Raw genomic sequence first — 20,400 nt, forward strand, 5'->3', positions numbered from 1 at the left:
GGTATGGCTTTCATCGTACGTATTCGCCCGATACGACTGTAACTGTCCCCCCACAAGCCGCCAAAATACATATAAGCTACGCCGTCATCATCCACAAAAACCGCAGGATCAATGGAATAACTTCCCTGGATGGCTTCGGGTTGCGGGGTAAAGGGTCCGGCGGGAGAATCGCTGACGGCGACGCCAATCTGAAAAATGCCGTCGGCTTTTTTCGCGGGAAAATACAGGTAATACTTCCCTCCTTTAGATGCCGCATCGGGTGCCCACATTTGCCGTTCTGCCCAAGGCACCTCCTTTACGTGCAAAGCCAGTCCATGATCAACTGCGGGTGCATTCGGCGTTTCCATGGAAAAAACGTGGTAGTCTTCCATGGCAAAATGGCTTCCCAAATCGTCAAATGGAATACCGGCATCAATATCATGCGAAGGATAGATGTAGATTTTTCCCTCAAATACGTGAGCCGACGGATCAGCGGTATACATGTGAGAGACCAGCGGCTGGGAAATCGCCTGCGTACGGAGTTCTGCAAAATCAATATGCTCAATTGAATCTTCTGGCATAGCAAAAATTAGTTATGGGTTTCTAGAAGGGCACTACGTCTGGCCTGAAGGTCTAATTCAAGCTTATCCTCCATTTTTTTATCAATGCGGTATCCGAACAGCAGCGTTGCTCCGCCCATGAAAATCAGGCCGGGAACCAAACTCACCAGTAAGCGAATGCCCTGAACGGCACTTTCGGTCTGCACAGCCGCCTCGGCATCGTAACCGAAGGTACTGAGCAACCAGGCGGCAATGGCTCCTCCAAAACTCAGGCCTACTTTCAGACCAAAAATCATGGCGGAAAAATGATGGCCGTTGCTCTCCGGTTGTTCTTCCATTCACTGTAATCGGCTACGTCGGCTATCATCGCCCATAAAAGCGGCGTGGTGATGCCGTACAGAAAGCCATGCAGCGTCTGTAAGGCAAAAACGGTGGACACGGCGGTCTGCGGAAGGAAATTGATGACCAGCAAAGTCATTCCCGAAAGGGTCAGAAAAATAGCATACACATTTCGCTTTCCGATTTTATCAGCCAGCGACTTTGAACAGATGATGCCTACAATCATAGCCAGGGTACTGGCCGCACTCACCACACTGGCCGTGGCGTAGGGAGCACTGCCGGGCTTGCGAAACTCAGCCAGAGCCGCTTTACCCGTGATACTTTCCAGGGAATTGAGCAGGCTTCCAAAGCCCAGATTATCCAGAAAAGCAACCTGACTGGCGGTAGTTAAGTAATACTTGAAGTAAAAAATGTTCATTCCACCCTTGATGGCCAGGGTAATAAATACCAGAACGGTGAGGCCCAGCATAATCAGCCAGGGCCGGTTATGAATCAAATCCGACAAGTCCTGTACCAGCGGCGTCTTCTGTTCTTTAGGCGGTGAGACGCGTTCTTTGGTGGTGAAGAAGGTAATCAGAAAACAGATTACCCCGGTAATGGCAAATACGGTCATTACCTTTTCGAACCCGGCGGCCTTATCGCCTTTACCAATCGAAATGACCAAAGGCAATAACAATACCTGTACGATAAACTGAGCAATCATTACCGCCACAAAACGGTACGAAGAAAGGCTGTTGCGTTCTTTCATATCGCCCGTCATTACCCCACTCAGGGCCGAGTAGGGCAGATTATTAGCCGAATACACCATAACCAGAATCAGGTACGTCACGAACGCATACGCTATTTTCCCGCTTTCGCTAAAGGAAGGCGTCGAAAAAGCGAGCAGAGCGATGATGCCGAAGGGTACAGATGTCCAAAGGATCCAGGGCCGGAATTTGCCCCATTTCGTCTGGGTTCTGTCGGCGATGGCTCCCATCGCCAGATTGAATATGGCTCCAATAAACCCACCCGTGAGCATAATAAAGCTGGCACTTCCGGGCGAAATTTTATAGACATCCGTATAGAAAAACGTAAGAAAAGCCATCAGCGTCTGGAAAATAAGGTTCGCTGCCAGGTCTCCCAGGCTATATCCTATTTTTTCGAGTACTGATAATTGAGGTGAGGGGGATGGTCGCATGGGTTAATTATTGATGAGCCTGAATGACTTTATAAAAAGCTGGTTTGGGATTGTATTGCCGGTCGAACAGCAAGGGATAATTGGTTCTTCCCCGCACGGGCCAGCCGTTAAGCCAGCTTTGTCCATCATGCACGCCCCAGAAAGTAACTCTCGCTATTTTGTCTTTGTGCTTCACAAACAGCTTAAACAGCGACTCGTAATCACGGGCCAGTTGTTGCTGAAGTGAGTCGGGTAGTCCGCTGGTATAAGGGTTCAGGCCTTGCTCATTACTCATCCGCTGGCTGACTTCAGCTCCCTGAAAATCACGTTTCAGTACCTCAATGTCCAGCTCCGTGATGGCTACTTTAACACCCAAAGCCGCGTACGCCAAGATGCTTTCTTCGATATGCTGTAAGGGGATTTTACCTACGTGCCAATGGCCCTGAATACCCACGCCGTCAATTCGTACGCCTGCCGCCTGAATCTTTTTAATGATTTCAATACAACCTGCTCTTTTGGCGGGTTGCTCATTGTTGTAATCGTTGTAGTACAGTTGCGTTTCGGGGGAAGCCGCCTGAGCCAGTCTAAATGCTTCCACCAGATACCCTTCGCCTAACTTATTGAGAAATATGGATTTGCGGAGTGTTCCATCTTCGTTTAAGGCTTCATTAACGACGTCCCAGGATTGTACTTTTCCACGGTAGCGACCCGCAACGGTCTGGATGTGTTCTTTGAGGAATAACTGAAGGGAGTCCGCACGCTTGATTTTCCGTACAAAAGGCGGCAACTGACTATGCCACACCAGCGTATGAGCATTGATGGCCAATTTATTCTTTTTTCCAAATTCAACCAGCTTGTCTGCATACGTGAAGTTGTATTGATCCCAACGGGGGTGAATCACTTCCGCCTTCATGATATTTTCGGGCGTAGCGGCATTGAATTGCTCCGCGATGAGCTGCGTCTCCTTTGGACTTTTCTCGTCAATCTGCCCCGCATTTAAAGCGGTTCCGATCAGGAAATCGTCCTTATACACCTCTTTCAGTGACGGAAGATTCAACGGTAGTAGCGAGTTAGAATCCGTCGTAAAATTGGTCAGGGCCAGAAAACCTATCCCCAGTAAAGCAATTGGCGTATACTTCAGTCGTATCATATCTATTTATCAGATGTTTCATACCTAGTTTCTTCCGGCCCCAAATAGCTTGGCTCGATGTTCCCAAAGTCCACTACCAGCTTTTGTAACACGACTCCCGGACTAACCAGCCAGAACTTGATCGTGTGTTTGCCCGGTTTGTCAAATCGGTGTTTACTGGGCTTTATGATGATATTGTTAGCCGCCCACTGGTTCCACACGCCCCGGTCACTCGTTTTGTCTTCCTGATTGAGACTGATGAGTTGTGGCGTTTGATCGTCTACGGACAAGGCATATTGCAATCCTTTTTCGGAACCATAGAAGTTCAGACTCGGAGAAAAATACGCGTGAATGGTGGCCTCTCCGTCGGCATACGTATAAATGTCATACGCTACGTGCGGGGCGTTTCCTCCCGGACTTTGTTCGGAGCCTGTTACGGGAAAAGCCGTCAGGGCCGAACCCGTTCGACCGTGGTCGGGCAGCACTTTCCAGGTTACTCCGTTGGAATGAACAACGTGGGTAAAATGATCCGCCTCTATGGAAACGCCCCGTTTTTCATCCTGATAGAAAACCGGGCTTTTTACTCCTGCCGGAATTGTTGCCTGACGCGAGTTTGCGGTTTGGGAGAAAGGTTTTTCGCTTCCTTCTCCATCGGACAAACGAAATACCTGAGGCATGCGTTGTCGTTCAGGCTGTTGCCAGTAGGTGTAACCAATGTGCGTCTGGCTCATGAAATGATTCCACTTACCATTATTAAGCTGGTGATACCGTTGGGTGATCAGTGAATCTTTTTCGTATAATTCCCTGACCCGTTCAGCGTACGCATTGGTTTCTTTCCATTTTTGTTGATACGCCTGATGATTGAGTGCGACCTGGTAATACATTTCATTCAGATTGGCACAGGCCTGAATCGGATGTAACACCAGTTGAAAAAATGCATCCCGATATTGCGTTGGAAGTTTGGCATTCAGCTTCTCGGCTTTGCCTAACAGATCATTATAATCGGTTACTACCGTTTCCCATTCTCCATTTTCTAGTCTGTACGTTTTTGCGTCCAGTAGTTCGGGTTTTCTGCGGGCATTATACTTGGCGTAACGGGCCAGCAGGAAGGCAATTTCAGAAGCGTCCGCTTTACCAAACTGAGCCGCTGCCCATTCCTGCGTATAGGTCTGTAACTGGTCAGGGCCTATTCGCTCTGGATTCCAGGCATAATCCAGGAAAAAAGAAATAGGAAATTCCATGGGTTTCAAGTCACCCACATTCACAATCCAGATGTTTTTAACCTGATGCTCCCAGGCCAGATGCATCTGCTCCCAGATCCGGGGTAGTGGATTGGTATTCAGCCATTTGTAATTTCTGGGTCCGCCTACGTAATCAAAGTGGTAATAAATCCCGTATCCTCCCTTCCGGCTACCAGCCTTTGGAGAAGGGAGCTTTCGCAGGTTACCCCAGTTATCGTCGCACAGCAATAGAGTAACGTCGTCGGGCACCCGCATTCCCTTGTCGTAATAATCCTGAACCTCTTTGTACAAAGCCCATAACTGCGGCGTTTCTTCGGCCCGTTTTCCGGTTACTTCCGAGATGATTTTCCGTTGGTCATCCACAATTTTTTCCAGCAGGGCAGTCGCCGTTTCTCTCGACATGGGTTCGTCTCCATCTCCCCTCATGCCGATGCTAACGATTTTCTCATTGGAAGCCCGCTTCATTCCCTCCCGCCAGAACTGACGCAGTTGCTGTGAGTTGGTTTCGTAATTCCAGGCACCTTTCCCTACTCGTCGCCACTCGTCATGGGCCCGCATTAAGGGTTCATGGTGAGACGTTCCAATCACGATGCCATACTTTTCAGCCATTTTGATATTCAGTGAGTCGTCCGCGTAAAAAGCGTTTCCCCACATGGCAGGCCAGATATAGTTCCCTTTCAGACGAAGGATAAGTTCGAATACTTTTTCGTAGAACTTATGGTTAAAGCCGCCAAATTTTTCTTTAGCCCATCCGGATAAGGCGGGGGCTTCATCGTTCAGAAAAATGCCCCGATACTTCACTTGGGGAGCATCCTGTAGCTGCGTATTTTTCTGAATGTATACTTCGTTCTGCTTTTTTACCGGTACATCAGCCCACCAGTACCAAGGAGACACGCCCAACTGACGGGATAATTCAAACACGCCATACGCGACTCCCCTTCGATCATTACCGTTGATGACTAAAGCCTGAGAAATGGTGGGAGAAGGATTGCTTATAAGTCTGATCTGGTATGCTTCCCAGGTATCGGTCATACCTGAAAGTTTCTGGGCCGTTGCTAATTGGTTCAGAAATCCAGATTGTTCCATCGTGCCAATGGCAATGACGTTTTGACGAATCTTGTCCAGCGTATGGATCAAGGGCACTTTCCGCCCCGTTACCCGTTCAATATCCTGTTGAAGCAATTGAGCTGAGGTCTGAACCAGCTCTGCTTCTTTGGTATCCACATAGATCACGGCTTTCGTGACCGCAAAATTGGTAGGTTTCTCAGATACCATTTGCTGAGCATGGCCCACCGATAACCAAAGTATGCCTACTGTAATGAGTATTCCTATTTTCATGATGAATGGGTATCCAATGAACTGACTTAGGAGTATGGGTAACTCCTCTCCTGTGAAGTAGTGATGCTGGCAATTGTCACGATAGAAAGGCCAGATCATTAATCAACTATCGCTTGTGCAGCTTCATTAAGCAGGCCAAGTGTTGCCCGACCCAATTCATGACTTTTCAAAGAAATAGTTTAACAAAAGTAAAATACAAGCTTTCGCTGCTGTGAGAACAAATGTATAAAAGAGTGAAACAAATGTTCAATAATCTGTAACGTGTACTATTATACGTTACCCAGGTCCATAGAAATGTCCTCTTCCTAGATTCCCTTGTTAATCGAAGCATTCATGCTTCCCAGTAGGGAGCTAAAAGGTATAAACCATTTCATCGTCCAGATTTTCTTTTTGACAAGGATTCAGTCTGTAAATATAAAGTGTCAATTGAACATTTATTTTCTGACCAACCCGTCTAAAATCATAATTATATTAATAAATAATTACATTTGTCTTAGAGAATACCTCAAAACATGCTTTAACTAAGGTAGAAAGGCACGAAAGTTAGTCTCTCCCTGCGTTCGAGCGGATGAAGGGAAGCGTATACAATTCGTCAAAAAAGCATTGATAACGATTCGCATGACCATCCGTACCTAGTCAAGGACGAACAGGATCTCAGCGAAAGGGAAGGAAATATATAGGGCATTTTTAAGGCTTTTCTTTTAACGATCATACATGCGGATTAAAAACATACTTGCTACCATTTTACTAAGCTGTACCCTCCTGTTTCCGACATTCGAGACATGGGCTGGACCGCAGCCCATGATGTTTACCTCGCTTACCACCAAAGACGGTCTTTCTTCAAACACCATTGCCGCTATTCTGAAAGACAAATACGGTTTATTATGGTTTGCGACGGAAGATGGGCTTAACAAATACAATGGTTCTAATTTCACGGTATACCACCATGAGCAATCCAATCCGAATAGCCTGGGCTCCAATGAGGTTTCTGCGTTGTTCGAAGATGCTGCGGGTCGCTTGTGGATCGGAACCATTGAGGGTTCTCTCCATTTATACGACCGGAAAAAAGATTCATTCATTCGGATTAATGTTGGGTTGAACGTGTATTCCATTTGCAGCGATCAACAGGGGAGGCTGTGGGTAGGAACGCATTCGGGTGTGTTTAACGTAGACCCCCAAACGTTAAAAGTGACTCGACCTCCCATTAAAAATTATGCCTTAGTAGACGGAAAACCCTGTCGGCGGGTATTCGAAGATCAGCAAAAACGTATCTGGATCACTACCAATGATGGGCTGGTTGTCTATCAGAAGAAAACAAACCAGTTCAAAGCCTTTTTCCACGATCCCAACAATCCTAACAGTCTGGCGAGTAGTACGACGATGTGCATTACTCAGGACAAAAAGGGAAGAATATGGGTAGGCACTCAAAACGGTCTCAATCTGCTTTTACCTGACGAAAGTGGATTTAAAACGTTTCGTTACCAAAAGAATGATCCTGCATCTCTCAGTAACAATACGATTTATGCCATCGAGCTGATGAAGCCAATCGATTATGGATTTGTACGGAAATGGGTCTGAACATTATGGATGGGGAGACGGGCAAAGTAGAAAGATACCTGCCAAACCCGAACGTACCGTTCAGTCTGGCCAATCGAGCCGTCAAGTGCATGTTCATTGATCCTATGGGCATTACCTGGTTAGGAACCTATCAGGGCGGCATTAACAAGTACGACAAAAATCTTACACTATTTGGTTTACAAAAAAGTCGGCCCGGTGATGCCGCCAGCCTCAGTGCCCCTTTTGTTACCTCTTTCGCCGAAAATCCTAACGGGGATTTGTGGGTCGGTACCGACGGTGGAGGATTGAATCTCTACCACCGCAAAACCAATCGATTCAGCCGGGTCAGGCTTTATTCAAACGAGGGAGCCGAATTACCTAACCTGGCTATTCTCTGCATGACCCTTGCTCCACATAATCAGTTATGGATTGGTACATTTCAGGAAGGCTTGTTTTTGCTGGACGTTGCCACGGGAAAATGCCAGCAGTTCAAGGCAGGCCTGCCTCATGCCACTATTAATCACAATGATATATTCTGCTTAAAGACGGACAGAAGTGGCAAAATCTGGATAGGCACAAACGGAGGCGGTCTCAATTGTTTCGACCCGGTTCGAAAGGAGTTTACGTACCTCAACCCTCCCTCCCACGCAGGCCCATCCGTTATTCCGTTAAATGCTTACATACGAGCCATCGAAGAAGACCAGCAGGGTAATCTCTGGATTGGTTCGTTTGGAACAGGTCTTGCGGTGTTGAATCCCGTGACTCAAAAGGCCATTCGGTATGACAAGGGGAACAGTAACCTGCCTAGTAATCGCATCACGTCCATTCATGCCGATGCAAAAGGTTCCCTCTGGATTGGAACGAATGGGGAAGGACTGGTCCGATTTAATCCAGCCAGCCGTTCATTCATTCCCTATGGGGCCCAAAAAGGATTACCCAACGGCATCGTTAATAAAATTCTTAGCGATGGAGAGGGAAGACTTTGGGTAAGTACCAATAAAGGCATCAGCAGCCTGGATGAAGGAGGCAGCCGATTTACGAATTATACCGCTCACAATGGTCTTCAGGATGACATTTTCGCGTATGGATCGGGCTTATTAGCTTCAGATCAGACTTTGTTTTTTGGGGGTATTCAGGGATTTAATTTCCTTACTACCAGTACTATAAAATCAAGTGCTTTGTCGTACCCCATTCAATTTACCGATCTGAAAGTGGGTAATAAAACCATTACGGCGGCTGACTCAACCATTACCACAGAGCATATTTCGCTGGCAAAAGTTATTCATCTGGATTACAAGCAGAATTTCTCCATTAGTTATGCCTCATTGAATTATACCAACGCCCATCAGAATGCGTATCGGTATCGGTTGAAAGGCTATCAGGAAGACTGGTACTATGCGGGCAAAACAACCGTAGCTCATTATACGAATCTCAATCCCGGTGAATACGTCTTCGAAGTACAAACCAGCACGCACGGCAATGTCTGGAACCCGCAGGGGCATCGATTACCATTGTGGTTCACCCCCCCTTTTATCTGACTATTTACGCCTACCTCTTCTATGCCTTCGCCCTTGGATTCACGATTTGGTACCTGCGTCGTCGTGGTATCCAGAAAATCAGGCAGAAATTTACGGAGGAACAGCAAAAGCGGGAGGTGCAACGCATTCGCGATCTGGACCAGATGAAAATTAAGTTCCTTACCAACCTTAGCCACGAATTCAGAACCCCTATTTCCCTCATTCTGGCTCCGCTGGAAGGAATTTTAGCTAAAAAACACGAATCGGCTATCGATTCCCAGTTTACAAACCATTGAAAGAAATTCAAAGCGATTGCTCAATCTGGTGAACCAACTGCTGGATTTCAAGCAAATTGAACAGCAGGAACAAACCCTGCATTTATCGACGAGAAACGTCGTCTCCTTCGTCAAAGAAACCTGCGATTCCTTTCAGGATCTTTCGGAGAAAAAACACATTGATTTTGTTTTTGAAAGCTACGCGGCTGATCTGGAGCTTACGCTTGACTTCGACAAAATTGAACGAGTGCTTTACAATTTACTTTCCAATGCCTTCAAGTTCACGCCTAAAGGGGGAAAAATCAGGCTTAAAGTTTTCTCCCAGATGGATGAACAAAATCCAGACCAGCACTGGCTCTGCGTTTCGGTCAAGGATACGGGCATCGGCATTGCTCAGGATAAACACTCGCAGATTTTTGAACGGTTTTATCAGGAAGAAACCCAGAATTCCATCATGAATCCAGGCAGTGGTATTGGATTATCCATTGCTCAGGAATTCGTCGTGATGCACGGCGGAAAACTTCTGGTTGACAGCGAGCCGGGGAAAGGCAGTACCTTCATCATGTATCTGCCTCTGGTGGAAGCTCCTTCTTCGCAGGTGGTTTTTCTTCAGGAAGAAAGGGCAGAGGCCGCCCCTCTGCTTACCGAAAATCTGGGATCGGACCCAGTGGCATTGATACAGCCGAGCGATTGTTAATTGTGGAAGACAATGACGAATTCAGGCATTACCTCATGGAGAGGCTTAAAGTGCATTACCACGTTTTTGAGGCGGCAGATGGCCGGGAAGGCTGGCAGAAAACGCTTTCTATTCACCCTACGCTCATTATCAGCGATGTAGCCATGCCGAATGTAGACGGCATTGAGTTTAGCCAGAAGGTAAAATCAGATAAAAGAACCAGCCATATTCCCCTGATTCTGTTAACGGCCTCTACTGGCGACCAGCAGCAACTTAGGGGCCTGTTATCAGGGGCCAATGATTACCTGACCAAGCCGTTCAATTTTGAGATTTTGAACGCTAAAGTCAATAACCTGCTGGCTTTGAACCGCGTTTCAAAAGGGTATTACTCCAAACGAATCAATCTGGTGAAACCGGAGGTTGAAATTGAATCGGGTAATGAAAAGCTGTTGAAAGATATTGCCTTCTTTATTGAAGAAAACTTGAATAACTCGCTGCTCAGTGTAGAGAATTTAAGTAAACACGTGGGCATGAGCCGGGGAACGCTGTACAGTAGGCTTCTGGAGTTAACGGGCAAGACCCCGGTAGAGTACATCCGGTCTGTCAAACTGGAAAAGTCAGCAATGTTGTTGGAAAAAAGCGATCTGAATATCTCTCAAATTGCTTACTCGGTGGGTTTTCCCAATGCTAATTACTTTACCAAGTCGTTTAAAAGCCAATTCAATATGCTGCCTTCGGAGTATCGAAATGCTAAACATCTGGCGAATGAAGTCTAAAATCGTTCTGTAGAAAGCAGCCAATTTAAGACTTCATTCACCGGAGCATCCTAGATGGTAACGCTTTTGCCCGAACGTACCGATTTATAAATGGCTTCGACCACTCTGATATCCCGTAACCCCTCTTCGCCCGGGGCCATGAGGTCCGTTTGATTCATGAGGGCCAGGCAATCTTCATCCAGTTGTTTGGCCTGCTGATTTTTAATGGGAAAGTTGATAATCGTCCCGTCAGACATACTTCCTTTATTACCCAGATAGCCCGACTGCGGTTCGAGTTTCAGCCAGCCCTTCTCATAGTTAACCTGCAAATAGTTCATATTGATGCCAAAGCTCGTCTGGCAGGCAGCCCGTGCCCCACTGGGGAAATCCAGCATGAACATCATGGTTTCTTCGACTTCTTTGTAGATGTCAGGCCGCGTGGTAGAAGCCTGGGCGATCACACTGATGGGCTCTTCGCCCGTAGCCAGTCTGGCTCCCTGCAAGGCATATACTCCCATATCCCCCATCACACCACCCCCAAGGGCTTTCTTCTGCTTCCAGTGGTCCGTCCGACCATCGAAATACCCGGCGGCACTGTTAATCATCTTTACTTTTCCGAATTTCTGTTCTTTGGCCACCTTCATCACCGCCTGAATATTCGGATCGTGCTGACAGCGATATCCAATGGCCAGTTTCACCTTGTTGTTTTTACAGGCGGCAATCATGGCTTCACAATCTGCTACGGAAGGGGCCATAGGCTTTTCACAAAACACGTGTTTGCCCGCCTTTGCAGCCCGAACGACAAATTCCCGGTGCATGGATGGCGGAAGCACAACGTAGACTACGTCAATGTCAGGGTTATTAGCAATCTGATCAAAATTCTGGTAGTTGTAAATGTTTTTGTCCGGGATCTTATACTTGGCTTTCCAGGCCTCTGCTTTGGCAGGCGTACCCGTTACAATTCCGGCCAGGTAGCACTTTTCAGTCATTTGAAGAGCCGGTGCCAGCAAGTCCGTGCTGTAGTAACCCAGCCCAACCAGGGCAATGCCTAGCTTGTCTTTCTTCGGTGCTGTGGCGGCTATTAACGCGTTTCCGGAAAATAAAGTGGCGGCACCCGCCAGTGATAAGGTCGTTAAAAACTCCCGTCTTTCGATTTGAGTCATATTTTAAGTGATTTTGATTCAGAGCTTTTCACTTTCCCCTGCACTTCCTCTGCTCTGCTTTTTCGGTTTAGATTTCTACGAAAGTTACCCATTCCATCTGAAATGTACCTCTGCCCGCTGAACCAGAGCGATGCTAACAAATGAAGAAAGAGGGAGCACCCCTCTTTCTTCACATCAAGTACACCGTATTAGCTTCCTTTCCTGGCATTTAATCCAGAAAAGAACCAGCGTTTATAAATAGCCTGGATTCTGATAAGTGGCTTTTTCATCAGCCGACATGTCCATGTTATCAAGCTGCCCCTGAGGAATAGGTCTGAGGTAGTGATAATTTTCGATCTTTCTATTGAATGTAGAGGGCGTATGATTTCCTACCCCTGGCCCACAAATCGTATAAGTCGAGGCAAGTTCTTTCCATTTCTGCGTACGAACCAGATCATACCAGCGGTAGCCTTCCCCGTAGTATTCACGCGAACGCTCAGCCAGAATGTAGTTAACATCAATCGTAGCGGGAGTCGCCGCAATCATGGCGGCACTATTGTCCTGTACTTTGGACACATTCCCCTGATTATACCAACGCCATTTACCTGCTCGTGCCCGGATCACATTGATGAGATCCCTTGCCGTTTGTCCTGCCTGTGTCGTCGCTCCTTTTACTGCTGCTTCTGCCGCAATGAAATAAAGTTCTGAGAATTTAGCGATGTTAAAGGGACGGGTACTTGCCGCATTGGGCTGACCTAATCCGTTACCATTATCCGTGCGATAAACACCTAACTTCCAGAGGCCTGGATAGACCAACCGACTGATGCCACTGGGTCCTACTACGTAGTCGGCCCGACCTGGCAGTACGCCCAGGCCCATTCCACTCTTGTATACTGAATTAGAATAGTCGATGGCTGTCGATGGCTCCTGATCCAGGAAGGTCATAATCGCATCTCCCGGACGAACCTGTAGGTTGTTTGCATTATATAAGAATTCGTTGGTAACTCCAGCCTTGTTCCAGTTACCCCGGTAAGCCGTAGTAAACGTACCGTCGTAGCGGGAATCGTTGGTTTTATCGGCAAACGTTTTGTTAAAAACCTCGTGAGGAGGAGCCATGCGTACCCAGGGGCGTCCTAAAGACTGAGCCGCTTCCCGTTGCACGGAATTAACCGTGCTGGGGGCACTCCAATTGGTCTTTGAGCTCGTAATGCTGGTATAATTCCAGGTTAACATCCACACGGCAAAGTTATCCGCATCACCACCACCGGCATACGTCAGGCTTGAACCATTAAACAGCTCACTGCTTTCGGTATGATCCGCATAGAGCAACAATTCACTGTTCCGATCGTTCGAACCCAGGTTTACGTCATAATAGGTACTCTGTAATCGGAAAGGACCAGGATTATTGATGGCCTGTGTCGCTACATCATACGCCTTCTGGAAGTACCACTGAGCATCGTGTCCGTCTGGGTCAGTCCGATTCGTGGCTGGGTACGTAGGAATATTATTTGGATTTTGCAGCCACCAGCCGTAGGTTAAATAAGCTTTGGATAGGTAAAGACTAGCCAGCGTCTTGGTTACTCCTCCGATCACTCGTCCACTCGCAGGCAGGTCATTTACTGCCTTCACCAGATCAGGAAAAATAACTTTAGTGTATACTTCAGGAACCGTGTTGCGTTTCGACGTTCGGAGCGTAGAAATGTTGAAAGCTAACTCACCCGAGCCCAGATCCAGAGGCACGCCTCCGAAGGTCTGAACCAGCATGAAGTAATCAAAGGCCCGAAAGAACCGTGCTTCGGCAATTAACGCTTGCGAAATCCCAACCGCAGTGGCATTTTCAATCACCCCATTGGCGGTATTGATATTCGGGAAGGCATTGTACCACAGGTTACTGGCATCACTCGCCAGAGGCGTAATGAGTTGATCCGTAGACAAATCATGCGATTGAAAGTTGCTTCCGCCCCCACTGGCACCCCAGGTTGCCTCGTCGGTTCCGGTCATGCAGGAATTATAGAAATAGGCATTTCCGAAAATCCAACGCAGGTGAGCATACATCCCCGTTAATCCACCGTATACTCCTTTTTCGGTTTTGAAATATTCAGGGGTGTAAATGGCTCGTGGCTTCTCGTCTAAAATTTTGGTACAACTCGTAAACAATAGCGTCAATACGGCTGCTGCTTTGAGATTTTTTATGTGTAAACGTTTCATAGTAATGCTTTTAGAAAGTCAGATTGACACCTACGATATAGTTTCTGGTCGAAGGCGTGTTCGTGCCAATGGTCAGGATGCGTCTGAGTGCAGAGGATAAAGGCACCGCCGCGTTTTCGTTACCATACGAGTTGGTTTCTGGATCCATTCCTGACTCGCGGTGATAGGGCGAGAACATCACGAATGGGTTCTGAGCGGTGAAGTACACGCGGAGGGTATTCATCCCTAGTCTTCCCAACACCTTGCTGTCTACGTTGTAGCCGAGCGTCATGGTACGGATTTTCAGGAAAGAAGCATCGAAATAGCCCAGTGTACTGCCATATTTCGGGTTGTCACCACCAATACCACCGGGTGCGGGGTATTTCGCTCCGGTATTTTCTGGGGTCCAGTAATCCACTCTTACGTTGTTTCCAGCCCGGGCATTCAGGTTGTTCAGGTAACCCGAAGAACCATAAAGGGTGCTGTTAAGCAAGCCGCCGCTTTTGAAAACGCCTACGATGTTCAGATCAAATCCTTTGTAAGCAACCCGGGTGTTCAGACCTCCCTGAAAATTCGGTTGCATGTTAAGAATCTGGCGATCAGAGGCATTGATGGCCCGCGTTGGAGCTCCATCCGAGTTATAATCGCCGGTGTATTTCACCCGAATCATCCCCGCATTACCACCGGGTTCGTAAATATTGCGGAATTGATCATTCTCCTGCCAGAGCCCTATTTTTCATAATCGTAGATTACATTAATCGGATGGCCCACAAACCACCAGTTTCCTTCGTCACGCTGTTGACCGGAAGACAGAGATACCAGTTTGTTGCGGTTGGCATACACGTTGAAACCTACGTCCCAGGTCCAGCCATTCGCGTTTTCCAGCACCGTTCCGTTCAAGTTAAACTCGACACCTTTGTTTTGCGTCTGACCAATGTTGGCTGTATAACCGCCTACTCCAGAGGTGGGAGGCAAACCAACGCCGAGAAGTACATTCTTCGTTTGCTGTTCGTAAAGTTCGAACGTGCCTGACAGCCGGTTATTGAAGGCTTTGAAATCCAGACCAATATTGATCGTGTTGGAAAACTCCCATCCTAAACGAGGGTTTGGAGCATTAGACACGTAAAATCCGGTAGCGTAGTTCGAACTGCCAAAGTTGTAAGGCCGGGTTGACAAAAGTCCCAGGGTTTCGTAAGGGTTAACGGCCTGATTAGACGTTTGACCGTAGCCCACTCTCAGCTTTAACTGGTTGATTTGGGTAACGCCACTCATGAATTGTTCCTTGGAAATATTCCATCCGGCTGAAATCGCGGGATACGCATTCCATTGGTGTCCTTTGGCTAAGCGGGATGAACCATCCGCCCGGAAAGTCACACTTAACATATACCGATCATCGAAAGAGTACATGACACGACCCATGTAGGACAACAATCCCCATTGGTTATAGCCCTGATTCGCTGGGTTTACGGTAATGATTCCATCGGCCCGGCCCAGGTTATAGAACTGAAAGGCATCGGATGGAATATCCCGGGCCCCAATAGAAGACGAATTGAAGGTATTCTGCTGAGCGGAGTATAACCCTACCGCGTTAATCTCATGTTTCCCAAACTTGCGGTCGTAGCTAAGCAAGTTTTCGATGGCCCAGTTGAGGGTATGAGAATTACCAATCCCCGCCGTAGATACGTTCAGGGGGTTACCACTGAAAACGCCCTCACCGGTGTAGTTTCCGCTGGTACTCTGCCGGTAGTTCAACCCTAAGTTAGCCCGGTACTTCAATCCCGTAACACCAGGAATCTGTATTTCGGTGAACAGGGTGTTGTAAGATCCATAAGCCCGCGTCTGATCAATGTATTTATCTCCCAGTGCATTAAACCGCTCCAGCGAAGGCACCCATTGAGGACCAGACGTTTGCTCCTGAATGATGGTCTTCATTGAACCATCGGCATTGTAAGGATTGGCAATGGGAGATCTTCCCAGGGCCATTCCTACGGCAGGCACACTGTTTCCGTTACTCACCGTAAAGTTGGAGTTGGTCGAAAAACCTACCCGGAAATGCTTGTTAATGTCCTGCGTAATAGAAGCCTGAAGCGAATAACGCGAGAAATCCTGAAGAGGCACCACGGCGTTTTCTCTGTAATAACCCAAGCCAAAGGAATAGTTTCCATTTTCAGAGCCACCCGATACGTTAATATCATGACTGCTCATCAGGCCGGTTCTATAGATTTTATCCTGCCAGTCGGTATTTACATCGTTGGATTCGTCAATTGTATTTTGGAATTTTTGCAAACTTGCAGCCCGCAGAGCGGCAAATTCAGGCCCGTTCATCATCGGATACTTGGCAAAAACGGTCTTGGGGCCGTGAAAACCATTGTACGAAAACGTAGCTTTCTGTCCTCTTTTACCCGTATTTGTGGTAATCAGAATGACACCGTTTGCACCCCGGGAACCATAAATCGCCGTCGCCGAAGCATCCTTCAGGATGTCAATGCTCTTGATATTGTTCGAGTTAATATCCGTGATGGACCCTGAGAAAGGAATCCCGTCCAGCACGATCAGCGGAGCATTATCTGCTCGGAGAGAACGCTGGCCACGAATCAGAATATCCATGGCAGCTCCGGGCTTAGTGGAAGTCTGTGAAATCTCCACCCCCACAATCCGGCCCTGTAAGGCCTGAGATATGTTCGCCGAAGGAATTTCCCGCATCACATTCCCGGTCACGGAAACAACCGACCCCGTCACGGCTTCCTGACGCTGAGTACCGTAACCTACTACGACTACTTCGTTGAGGACTTTATCATCGTTGGAAAGCACTACATTCAAAACGGTCTGTGATCCTATCGCCACCTCTTTGGGAGCATACCCTACCAATGAAAAGATCAGCGTCGCGTCGCCTGGGCGGATGGTCAGTTTAAAATTACCATCCTGATCGGCGGTGGTTCCACGGGTGGTTCCCTTAATCAGCACGTTTACGCCCGGAAGTCCTTCACCATTTTCCCCGGTAACTTTCCCTCTGATTTCAGTATCTACCGCGACCTTCCCCCGCGGCCCTGCCTTCGTAACCTCACGGAGGCGAACAGGGCTGTTAGGTTCGGCCATACTGGCGTGAGTCAGCACAACCATCAATACTACTTGCAGCAGCGGAGATTTTAAATCCCTTCTGCGGACCTTCCGAATGGTAGAAAATCGATGCATACTTTTTTTATGATTTAACAATTCACTTGAGATTTAAAGGCAAAATCTTCCTGACCATTCCTGCCTGGGAATGGAACCGTACGATCAACCATGCGGGTTGATCAATCAGTCAAAGGGGTTAAATGGCTACGTTGCCACTAGCGATCTGGACTCGCATTACTTCGATCAAAACTGTTTTGAGTGTATGGATTATCAGTACAAAATCTACTAACTTTACTGAATATACGTAACCTTAACTTACATTCCTGTTCCCAATGATTTACGAGTGGAACCTCGGCTTACGTTACAATGGATTTAAAGCGTTCGGAACGGATATATTTAAAAATACGATCTTTTTCGCTCTGCTTTATTCCCTTTAAATGAGTAGAAAAAGCATAATTTTTTTGATAATATTTTTAACTAATCATTGAACAAATGTACTTCTAACACGAAGAATGAAGAGAGAAGATTTGTATAAATAAATGCTACAAATGTTCAAAAGAGCTCTTTTTATAAAAACTGACCTATAAAATTAGAACGGAACCCGGATATCCGACCCAGAATCGACAGTTTCTTAGGGGATACCCAGCCTTTTTTGACAAATACTTAACAAGATTTTAAAACAGGATTACCAAGGCGATGCCAATCCCATCGCCTGCATTAACCTGACTTATTTCAGAAACGATTGGCCTGACTATACTGACTGGCACTCTGCCCCGTAATTTTTTTGAAGCTTCGTGAAAAGTAGGATAAACTTTCGAAGCCTGTCTCTTCGGCAATTTCTGATAAGCTCAGGGAAGTCGTCAGCATTAAATATTGAGCCCTTTCGATTCTTCGCTGCATGAGGTATTCCAAGGGCCGCTGACCCGTCGCCTGTAAAAAAGTTTTAGAGAAGTAATGAGCACTTTGATTAACCTCCCCGGCGAGCAATTCCACCGTCATCGGTTCGGATAAATGCGTTTGAATATACAATACCGTTTTCTCGATTTTAGGCGATAGTCGGCCCCGTTGGGATGAAAGAAATTCTTCATCCGTTAAAAATCGGGATAGTAATTGTAGAATCAGTCCGTTCGTTTCTACGTATGCCGCAAAGGAGATGTCATTATTCTGCTGCTGGAAACCCTTGAGTAAAGGTTGGTTCTGATACTCTCTGGGGTCATCGCTTCTTCTCAAGTCACGTCCTGGATTTAATTGCAGCAGACGCTTAAAAAGTAAGAAATCTTCGGGTATCGATGGTATTTTCAGTACCCTTCGGCTATAGGTAAAAAGCGAAAGTCCGGTTGGGTTATCTTCTAAAAAGTGTACGTAATACTGGCTTAAAAAATCCCGGCACGAATGATCACACCTGGTAAAACTTGGAATCAGATACAAGTATCCCTTCTCCAGAAGCAGGGCCTGATCGGTGTCTCCCAGCGAACCTGACCCGTCGTCAATGAGGTAAATTCGATAAAAGGGGCTCATTACATCTTTGTAATTCCACGATTTGTTCAACTGAACATAATCTGTATGCAATAATGAAAAAGTAGCTTTAAAGCCCGTATTGTGCATAAATAGCTGTTATATTAGGTCTAGTTAAGTAAAAAATGTACGTAAGTAATTTTTCAAAATTATTCATAAAACCCGATTTGTTAAAATTAAAAGCCTTTTTGTACAATTTAAATATTTTATTATACAATACATTTGTATCGTTGAAAGTCTCCATTGAACATGTTTTGCATTAGCCTCAGGATTTACTTATGAATCGTAGAACTGCTCTTAAAAGTACGCTTGGTTTATTACCCGCTTTAAGCCTCTCTAATATTGCACTAGGCTCTATAGCTGATCAGATCACCAGAAAAGGACCTTTCTTACCTACCTGGAAATCGCTCGAGCAGTTTCAGACGCCTAATTGGTTTAAAGATGCGAAATTTGGGATGTGGGCTCACTGGGGACCGCAGTGCCAGCCCGAAGCCGGCGACTGGTACGCCCGGGGCATGTATCAGGAGGGTAGCCATCAGTATAACTACCACCTCAAAAAATATGGACATCCCTCCAAATTTGGGTTCAAAGATGTCATCCACGAATGGAAGGCGGAAAACTGGGATCCAGAAGAGTTAGTAGCTTTGTATAAGCAGGCTGGAGCTCAATACTTTATGGCCATGGCGAATCACCACGATAACCTGGACCTGTATAACAGCAAACACCAGCCTTGGAATTCCACCAAGGTCGGTCCCAAAAAAGACATTATTGGTGGCTGGGAAAAAGCGGCCCGTCGGCAAGGCCTTCCGTTCGGCGTGAGTGTGCACGCGGCTCATGCCTGGAGCTGGATGGAAACGGCTCAGCGGAGTGACAAACAAGGGCCTTATAAGGGCGTTCCTTATGACGGCAATGTGACCAAAGCTGACGGAAAAGGCAAGTGGTGGCAAGGTATGGACCCACAGGAGTTATATGCCCAAAATCACCCCTTGAGCAAAAACAGCTGGGACGATGGTATGATTCACAGTCAGTGGAACTGGGGCAACGGTGTAGCTAAACCAACCAAAGCGTACTGCGATAAGTTTTTAAAGCGTACCATTGATCTCATTGATCAGTACAATCCCCAATTCGTCTATTTCGATGATACAGCCCTACCACTGTGGCCCATCGATGACGCTGGGCTAAAAATTGCAGCTCACCTTTATAACAAAAATATAGATAAGGATGGGAACCAACAGGCAATTGTGTTTGGCAAAGTGCTCGACGAGCAGCAACGCAAATGCATGGTTTGGGACATCGAAAGAGGACAGAGCAATGCCATTGAACCCCTGCCCTGGCAAACCGATACCTGCATTGGGGACTGGCACTACAACCGGGCGGTGTACGATCGGAAAGGGTATAAATCGGCGAAAATGGTCATTCAAACCTTAGTTGATGTAGTCAGCAAGAATGGAAACCTGATGCTTAATATTCCGGTACGGGGCGATGGTAGCATTGATGAGCAGGAGCGGGCTGTAGTGGTCGAAATTGGTAACTGGATGAAAGTCAATAGCGAAGCCATCTATGGTACTCGCCCCTGGAAGGTGTTTGGCGAAGGACCAGCCCAGGAAGGAGCAGCCCCCCTTTCGGCTCAGGGTTTCAACGAAGGCAAAGGCAAAGCTTTTACTTCCCAGGATATTCGGTTTACGGCCAAAGGCGAAGCTTTGTACGCGACGCTCATGGGCTGGCCTGATGATAAAAAAGTGGTAGTCACCTCACTGGCATCTGGTAAGGGCTTACATACCTCCCCCATTCGCCGCGTTTCGTTGCTTGGAGGTAATGATTCACTGTCTTTTGAGCAAACCAATCAGGGTCTTGTCGTTCAGCTACCCGAAAATAAACCAGCATTGTCCTATGCCAACGTGTTGAAAATTGTCTAGACCC

The 20,400-nt window shown here is 47.0% G+C and carries 14 protein-coding genes and 1 pseudogene; 6 read left to right on the forward strand and 9 right to left on the reverse strand.

Translation table 11 applies throughout. The annotated features are described in order from the left end of the window. The 4 genes and pseudogenes from BWI96_RS20515 to BWI96_RS20530 form a co-directional block, all read right to left on the reverse strand. Window positions 1-560: family 43 glycosylhydrolase (locus BWI96_RS20515; RefSeq protein ID WP_157830465.1), on the reverse strand; the 560-nt coding region annotated here is incomplete at its 3' end. 8 nt (window positions 561-568) lie between these two features. Further along, window positions 569-2,055, reverse strand: a pseudogene (locus BWI96_RS20520) (MFS transporter). 7 nt (window positions 2,056-2,062) lie between these two features. Continuing rightward, the gene (locus BWI96_RS20525; protein WP_106638376.1) at window positions 2,063-3,184 is read right to left on the reverse strand and encodes an endo-1,4-beta-xylanase; all 1,122 of its coding nucleotides are present in this window, start codon (window positions 3,182-3,184) and stop codon (window positions 2,063-2,065) included. Window positions 3,185-3,186: 2 nt separating this feature from the next. Next, on the reverse strand, window positions 3,187-5,742 hold the full coding sequence (locus BWI96_RS20530) for a glycosyl hydrolase 115 family protein (RefSeq protein ID WP_106638399.1): 2,556 nt from the start codon (window positions 5,740-5,742) through the stop codon (window positions 3,187-3,189). Between the two features lie 801 nt (window positions 5,743-6,543). On the opposite strand from BWI96_RS20530, the gene BWI96_RS20535 reads away from it, so the two are divergent. Genes BWI96_RS20535 through BWI96_RS20555 form a run of 5 tightly spaced genes read left to right on the forward strand, consistent with a single transcriptional unit; the run spans window position 6,544 to window position 10,543 of the window. Further along, window positions 6,544-7,320: a two-component regulator propeller domain-containing protein gene (locus BWI96_RS20535; protein WP_198555330.1), complete on the forward strand. Its 777-nt coding sequence runs from the start codon at window positions 6,544-6,546 to the stop codon at window positions 7,318-7,320. Then, complete coding sequence (locus tag BWI96_RS20540) at window positions 7,311-8,837, forward strand: two-component regulator propeller domain-containing protein (protein ID WP_106638378.1); 1,527 nt, start codon at window positions 7,311-7,313, stop codon at window positions 8,835-8,837. Before BWI96_RS20535 ends, BWI96_RS20540 begins: the two co-directional genes overlap by 10 nt. After that, window positions 8,813-9,112 (forward strand): hypothetical protein, encoded by a 300-nt coding sequence (locus tag BWI96_RS20545; RefSeq protein ID WP_106638379.1) that lies wholly within the window; start codon window positions 8,813-8,815, stop codon window positions 9,110-9,112. The genes BWI96_RS20540 and BWI96_RS20545 overlap by 25 nt, the downstream gene beginning before the upstream one ends. Window positions 9,113-9,140: 28 nt before the next feature. Beyond that, entirely contained in the window at window positions 9,141-9,788 is a 648-nt protein-coding gene (locus tag BWI96_RS20550) for a cell wall metabolism sensor histidine kinase WalK (protein WP_157830466.1), read from the forward strand. Window positions 9,789-9,823: 35 nt separating this feature from the next. Next, a complete protein-coding gene (locus tag BWI96_RS20555) occupies window positions 9,824-10,543 on the forward strand; it encodes a helix-turn-helix domain-containing protein (protein WP_157830467.1) in 720 nt (239 codons plus the stop codon). Window positions 10,544-10,593: 50 nt separating this feature from the next. Here BWI96_RS20555 and BWI96_RS20560 read toward each other — a convergent pair whose 3' ends face one another. The 5 genes from BWI96_RS20560 to BWI96_RS20575 form a co-directional block, all read right to left on the reverse strand. Next, window positions 10,594-11,685 carry a Gfo/Idh/MocA family protein gene (locus BWI96_RS20560; protein WP_106638382.1) on the reverse strand — a complete coding sequence of 364 codons (1,092 nt, stop codon included), beginning with the start codon at window positions 11,683-11,685 and terminating at the stop codon, window positions 10,594-10,596. A 231-nt stretch (window positions 11,686-11,916) separates the two neighbouring features. Next, window positions 11,917-13,872: a RagB/SusD family nutrient uptake outer membrane protein gene (locus tag BWI96_RS20565; RefSeq protein WP_106638383.1), complete on the reverse strand. Its 1,956-nt coding sequence runs from the start codon at window positions 13,870-13,872 to the stop codon at window positions 11,917-11,919. 10 nt (window positions 13,873-13,882) lie between these two features. Then, window positions 13,883-14,521: a hypothetical protein gene (locus BWI96_RS22720; protein ID WP_232793854.1), complete on the reverse strand. Its 639-nt coding sequence runs from the start codon at window positions 14,519-14,521 to the stop codon at window positions 13,883-13,885. Window positions 14,522-14,580: 59 nt separating this feature from the next. After that, a complete protein-coding gene (locus BWI96_RS20570; protein ID WP_232793855.1) occupies window positions 14,581-17,043 on the reverse strand; it encodes a SusC/RagA family TonB-linked outer membrane protein in 2,463 nt (820 codons plus the stop codon). A gap of 654 nt (window positions 17,044-17,697) precedes the next feature. Continuing rightward, a complete protein-coding gene (locus BWI96_RS20575) occupies window positions 17,698-18,483 on the reverse strand; it encodes a helix-turn-helix domain-containing protein (RefSeq protein ID WP_157830468.1) in 786 nt (261 codons plus the stop codon). A gap of 275 nt (window positions 18,484-18,758) precedes the next feature. Here BWI96_RS20575 and BWI96_RS20580 point away from each other — a divergent pair, with 275 nt between their 5' ends. Continuing rightward, the gene (locus BWI96_RS20580; RefSeq protein WP_106638385.1) at window positions 18,759-20,396 is read left to right on the forward strand and encodes an alpha-L-fucosidase; all 1,638 of its coding nucleotides are present in this window, start codon (window positions 18,759-18,761) and stop codon (window positions 20,394-20,396) included. The last annotated feature ends 4 nt before the right edge of the window (window positions 20,397-20,400 follow it).

Origin of the sequence: Siphonobacter sp. SORGH_AS_0500, assembly GCF_002838835.1 — a bacterium.
Classification (GTDB): domain Bacteria; phylum Bacteroidota; class Bacteroidia; order Cytophagales; family Spirosomataceae; genus Siphonobacter.

What these genes read in the sequence shown, in the direction of transcription:
- BWI96_RS20525 (WP_106638376.1), bottom strand. Translation starts at nt 3,184, where the DNA reads ATGATACGACTGAAGTATACGCCAATTGCTTTACTGGGGATAGGTTTT.
- BWI96_RS20530 (WP_106638399.1), bottom strand. Translation starts at nt 5,742, where the DNA reads ATGAAAATAGGAATACTCATTACAGTAGGCATACTTTGGTTATCGGTG.
- BWI96_RS20535 (WP_198555330.1), top strand. Translation starts at nt 6,544, where the DNA reads ATGATGTTTACCTCGCTTACCACCAAAGACGGTCTTTCTTCAAACACC.
- BWI96_RS20540 (WP_106638378.1), top strand. Translation starts at nt 7,311, where the DNA reads ATGGGTCTGAACATTATGGATGGGGAGACGGGCAAAGTAGAAAGATAC.
- BWI96_RS20555 (WP_157830467.1), top strand. Translation starts at nt 9,824, where the DNA reads ATGGAGAGGCTTAAAGTGCATTACCACGTTTTTGAGGCGGCAGATGGC.
- BWI96_RS20560 (WP_106638382.1), bottom strand. Translation starts at nt 11,685, where the DNA reads ATGACTCAAATCGAAAGACGGGAGTTTTTAACGACCTTATCACTGGCG.
- BWI96_RS20565 (WP_106638383.1), bottom strand. Translation starts at nt 13,872, where the DNA reads ATGAAACGTTTACACATAAAAAATCTCAAAGCAGCAGCCGTATTGACG.
- BWI96_RS22720 (WP_232793854.1), bottom strand. Translation starts at nt 14,521, where the DNA reads ATGATTCGGGTGAAATACACCGGCGATTATAACTCGGATGGAGCTCCA.
- BWI96_RS20570 (WP_232793855.1), bottom strand. Translation starts at nt 17,043, where the DNA reads ATGCATCGATTTTCTACCATTCGGAAGGTCCGCAGAAGGGATTTAAAA.
- BWI96_RS20575 (WP_157830468.1), bottom strand. Translation starts at nt 18,483, where the DNA reads ATGAGCCCCTTTTATCGAATTTACCTCATTGACGACGGGTCAGGTTCG.
- BWI96_RS20580 (WP_106638385.1), top strand. Translation starts at nt 18,759, where the DNA reads ATGAATCGTAGAACTGCTCTTAAAAGTACGCTTGGTTTATTACCCGCT.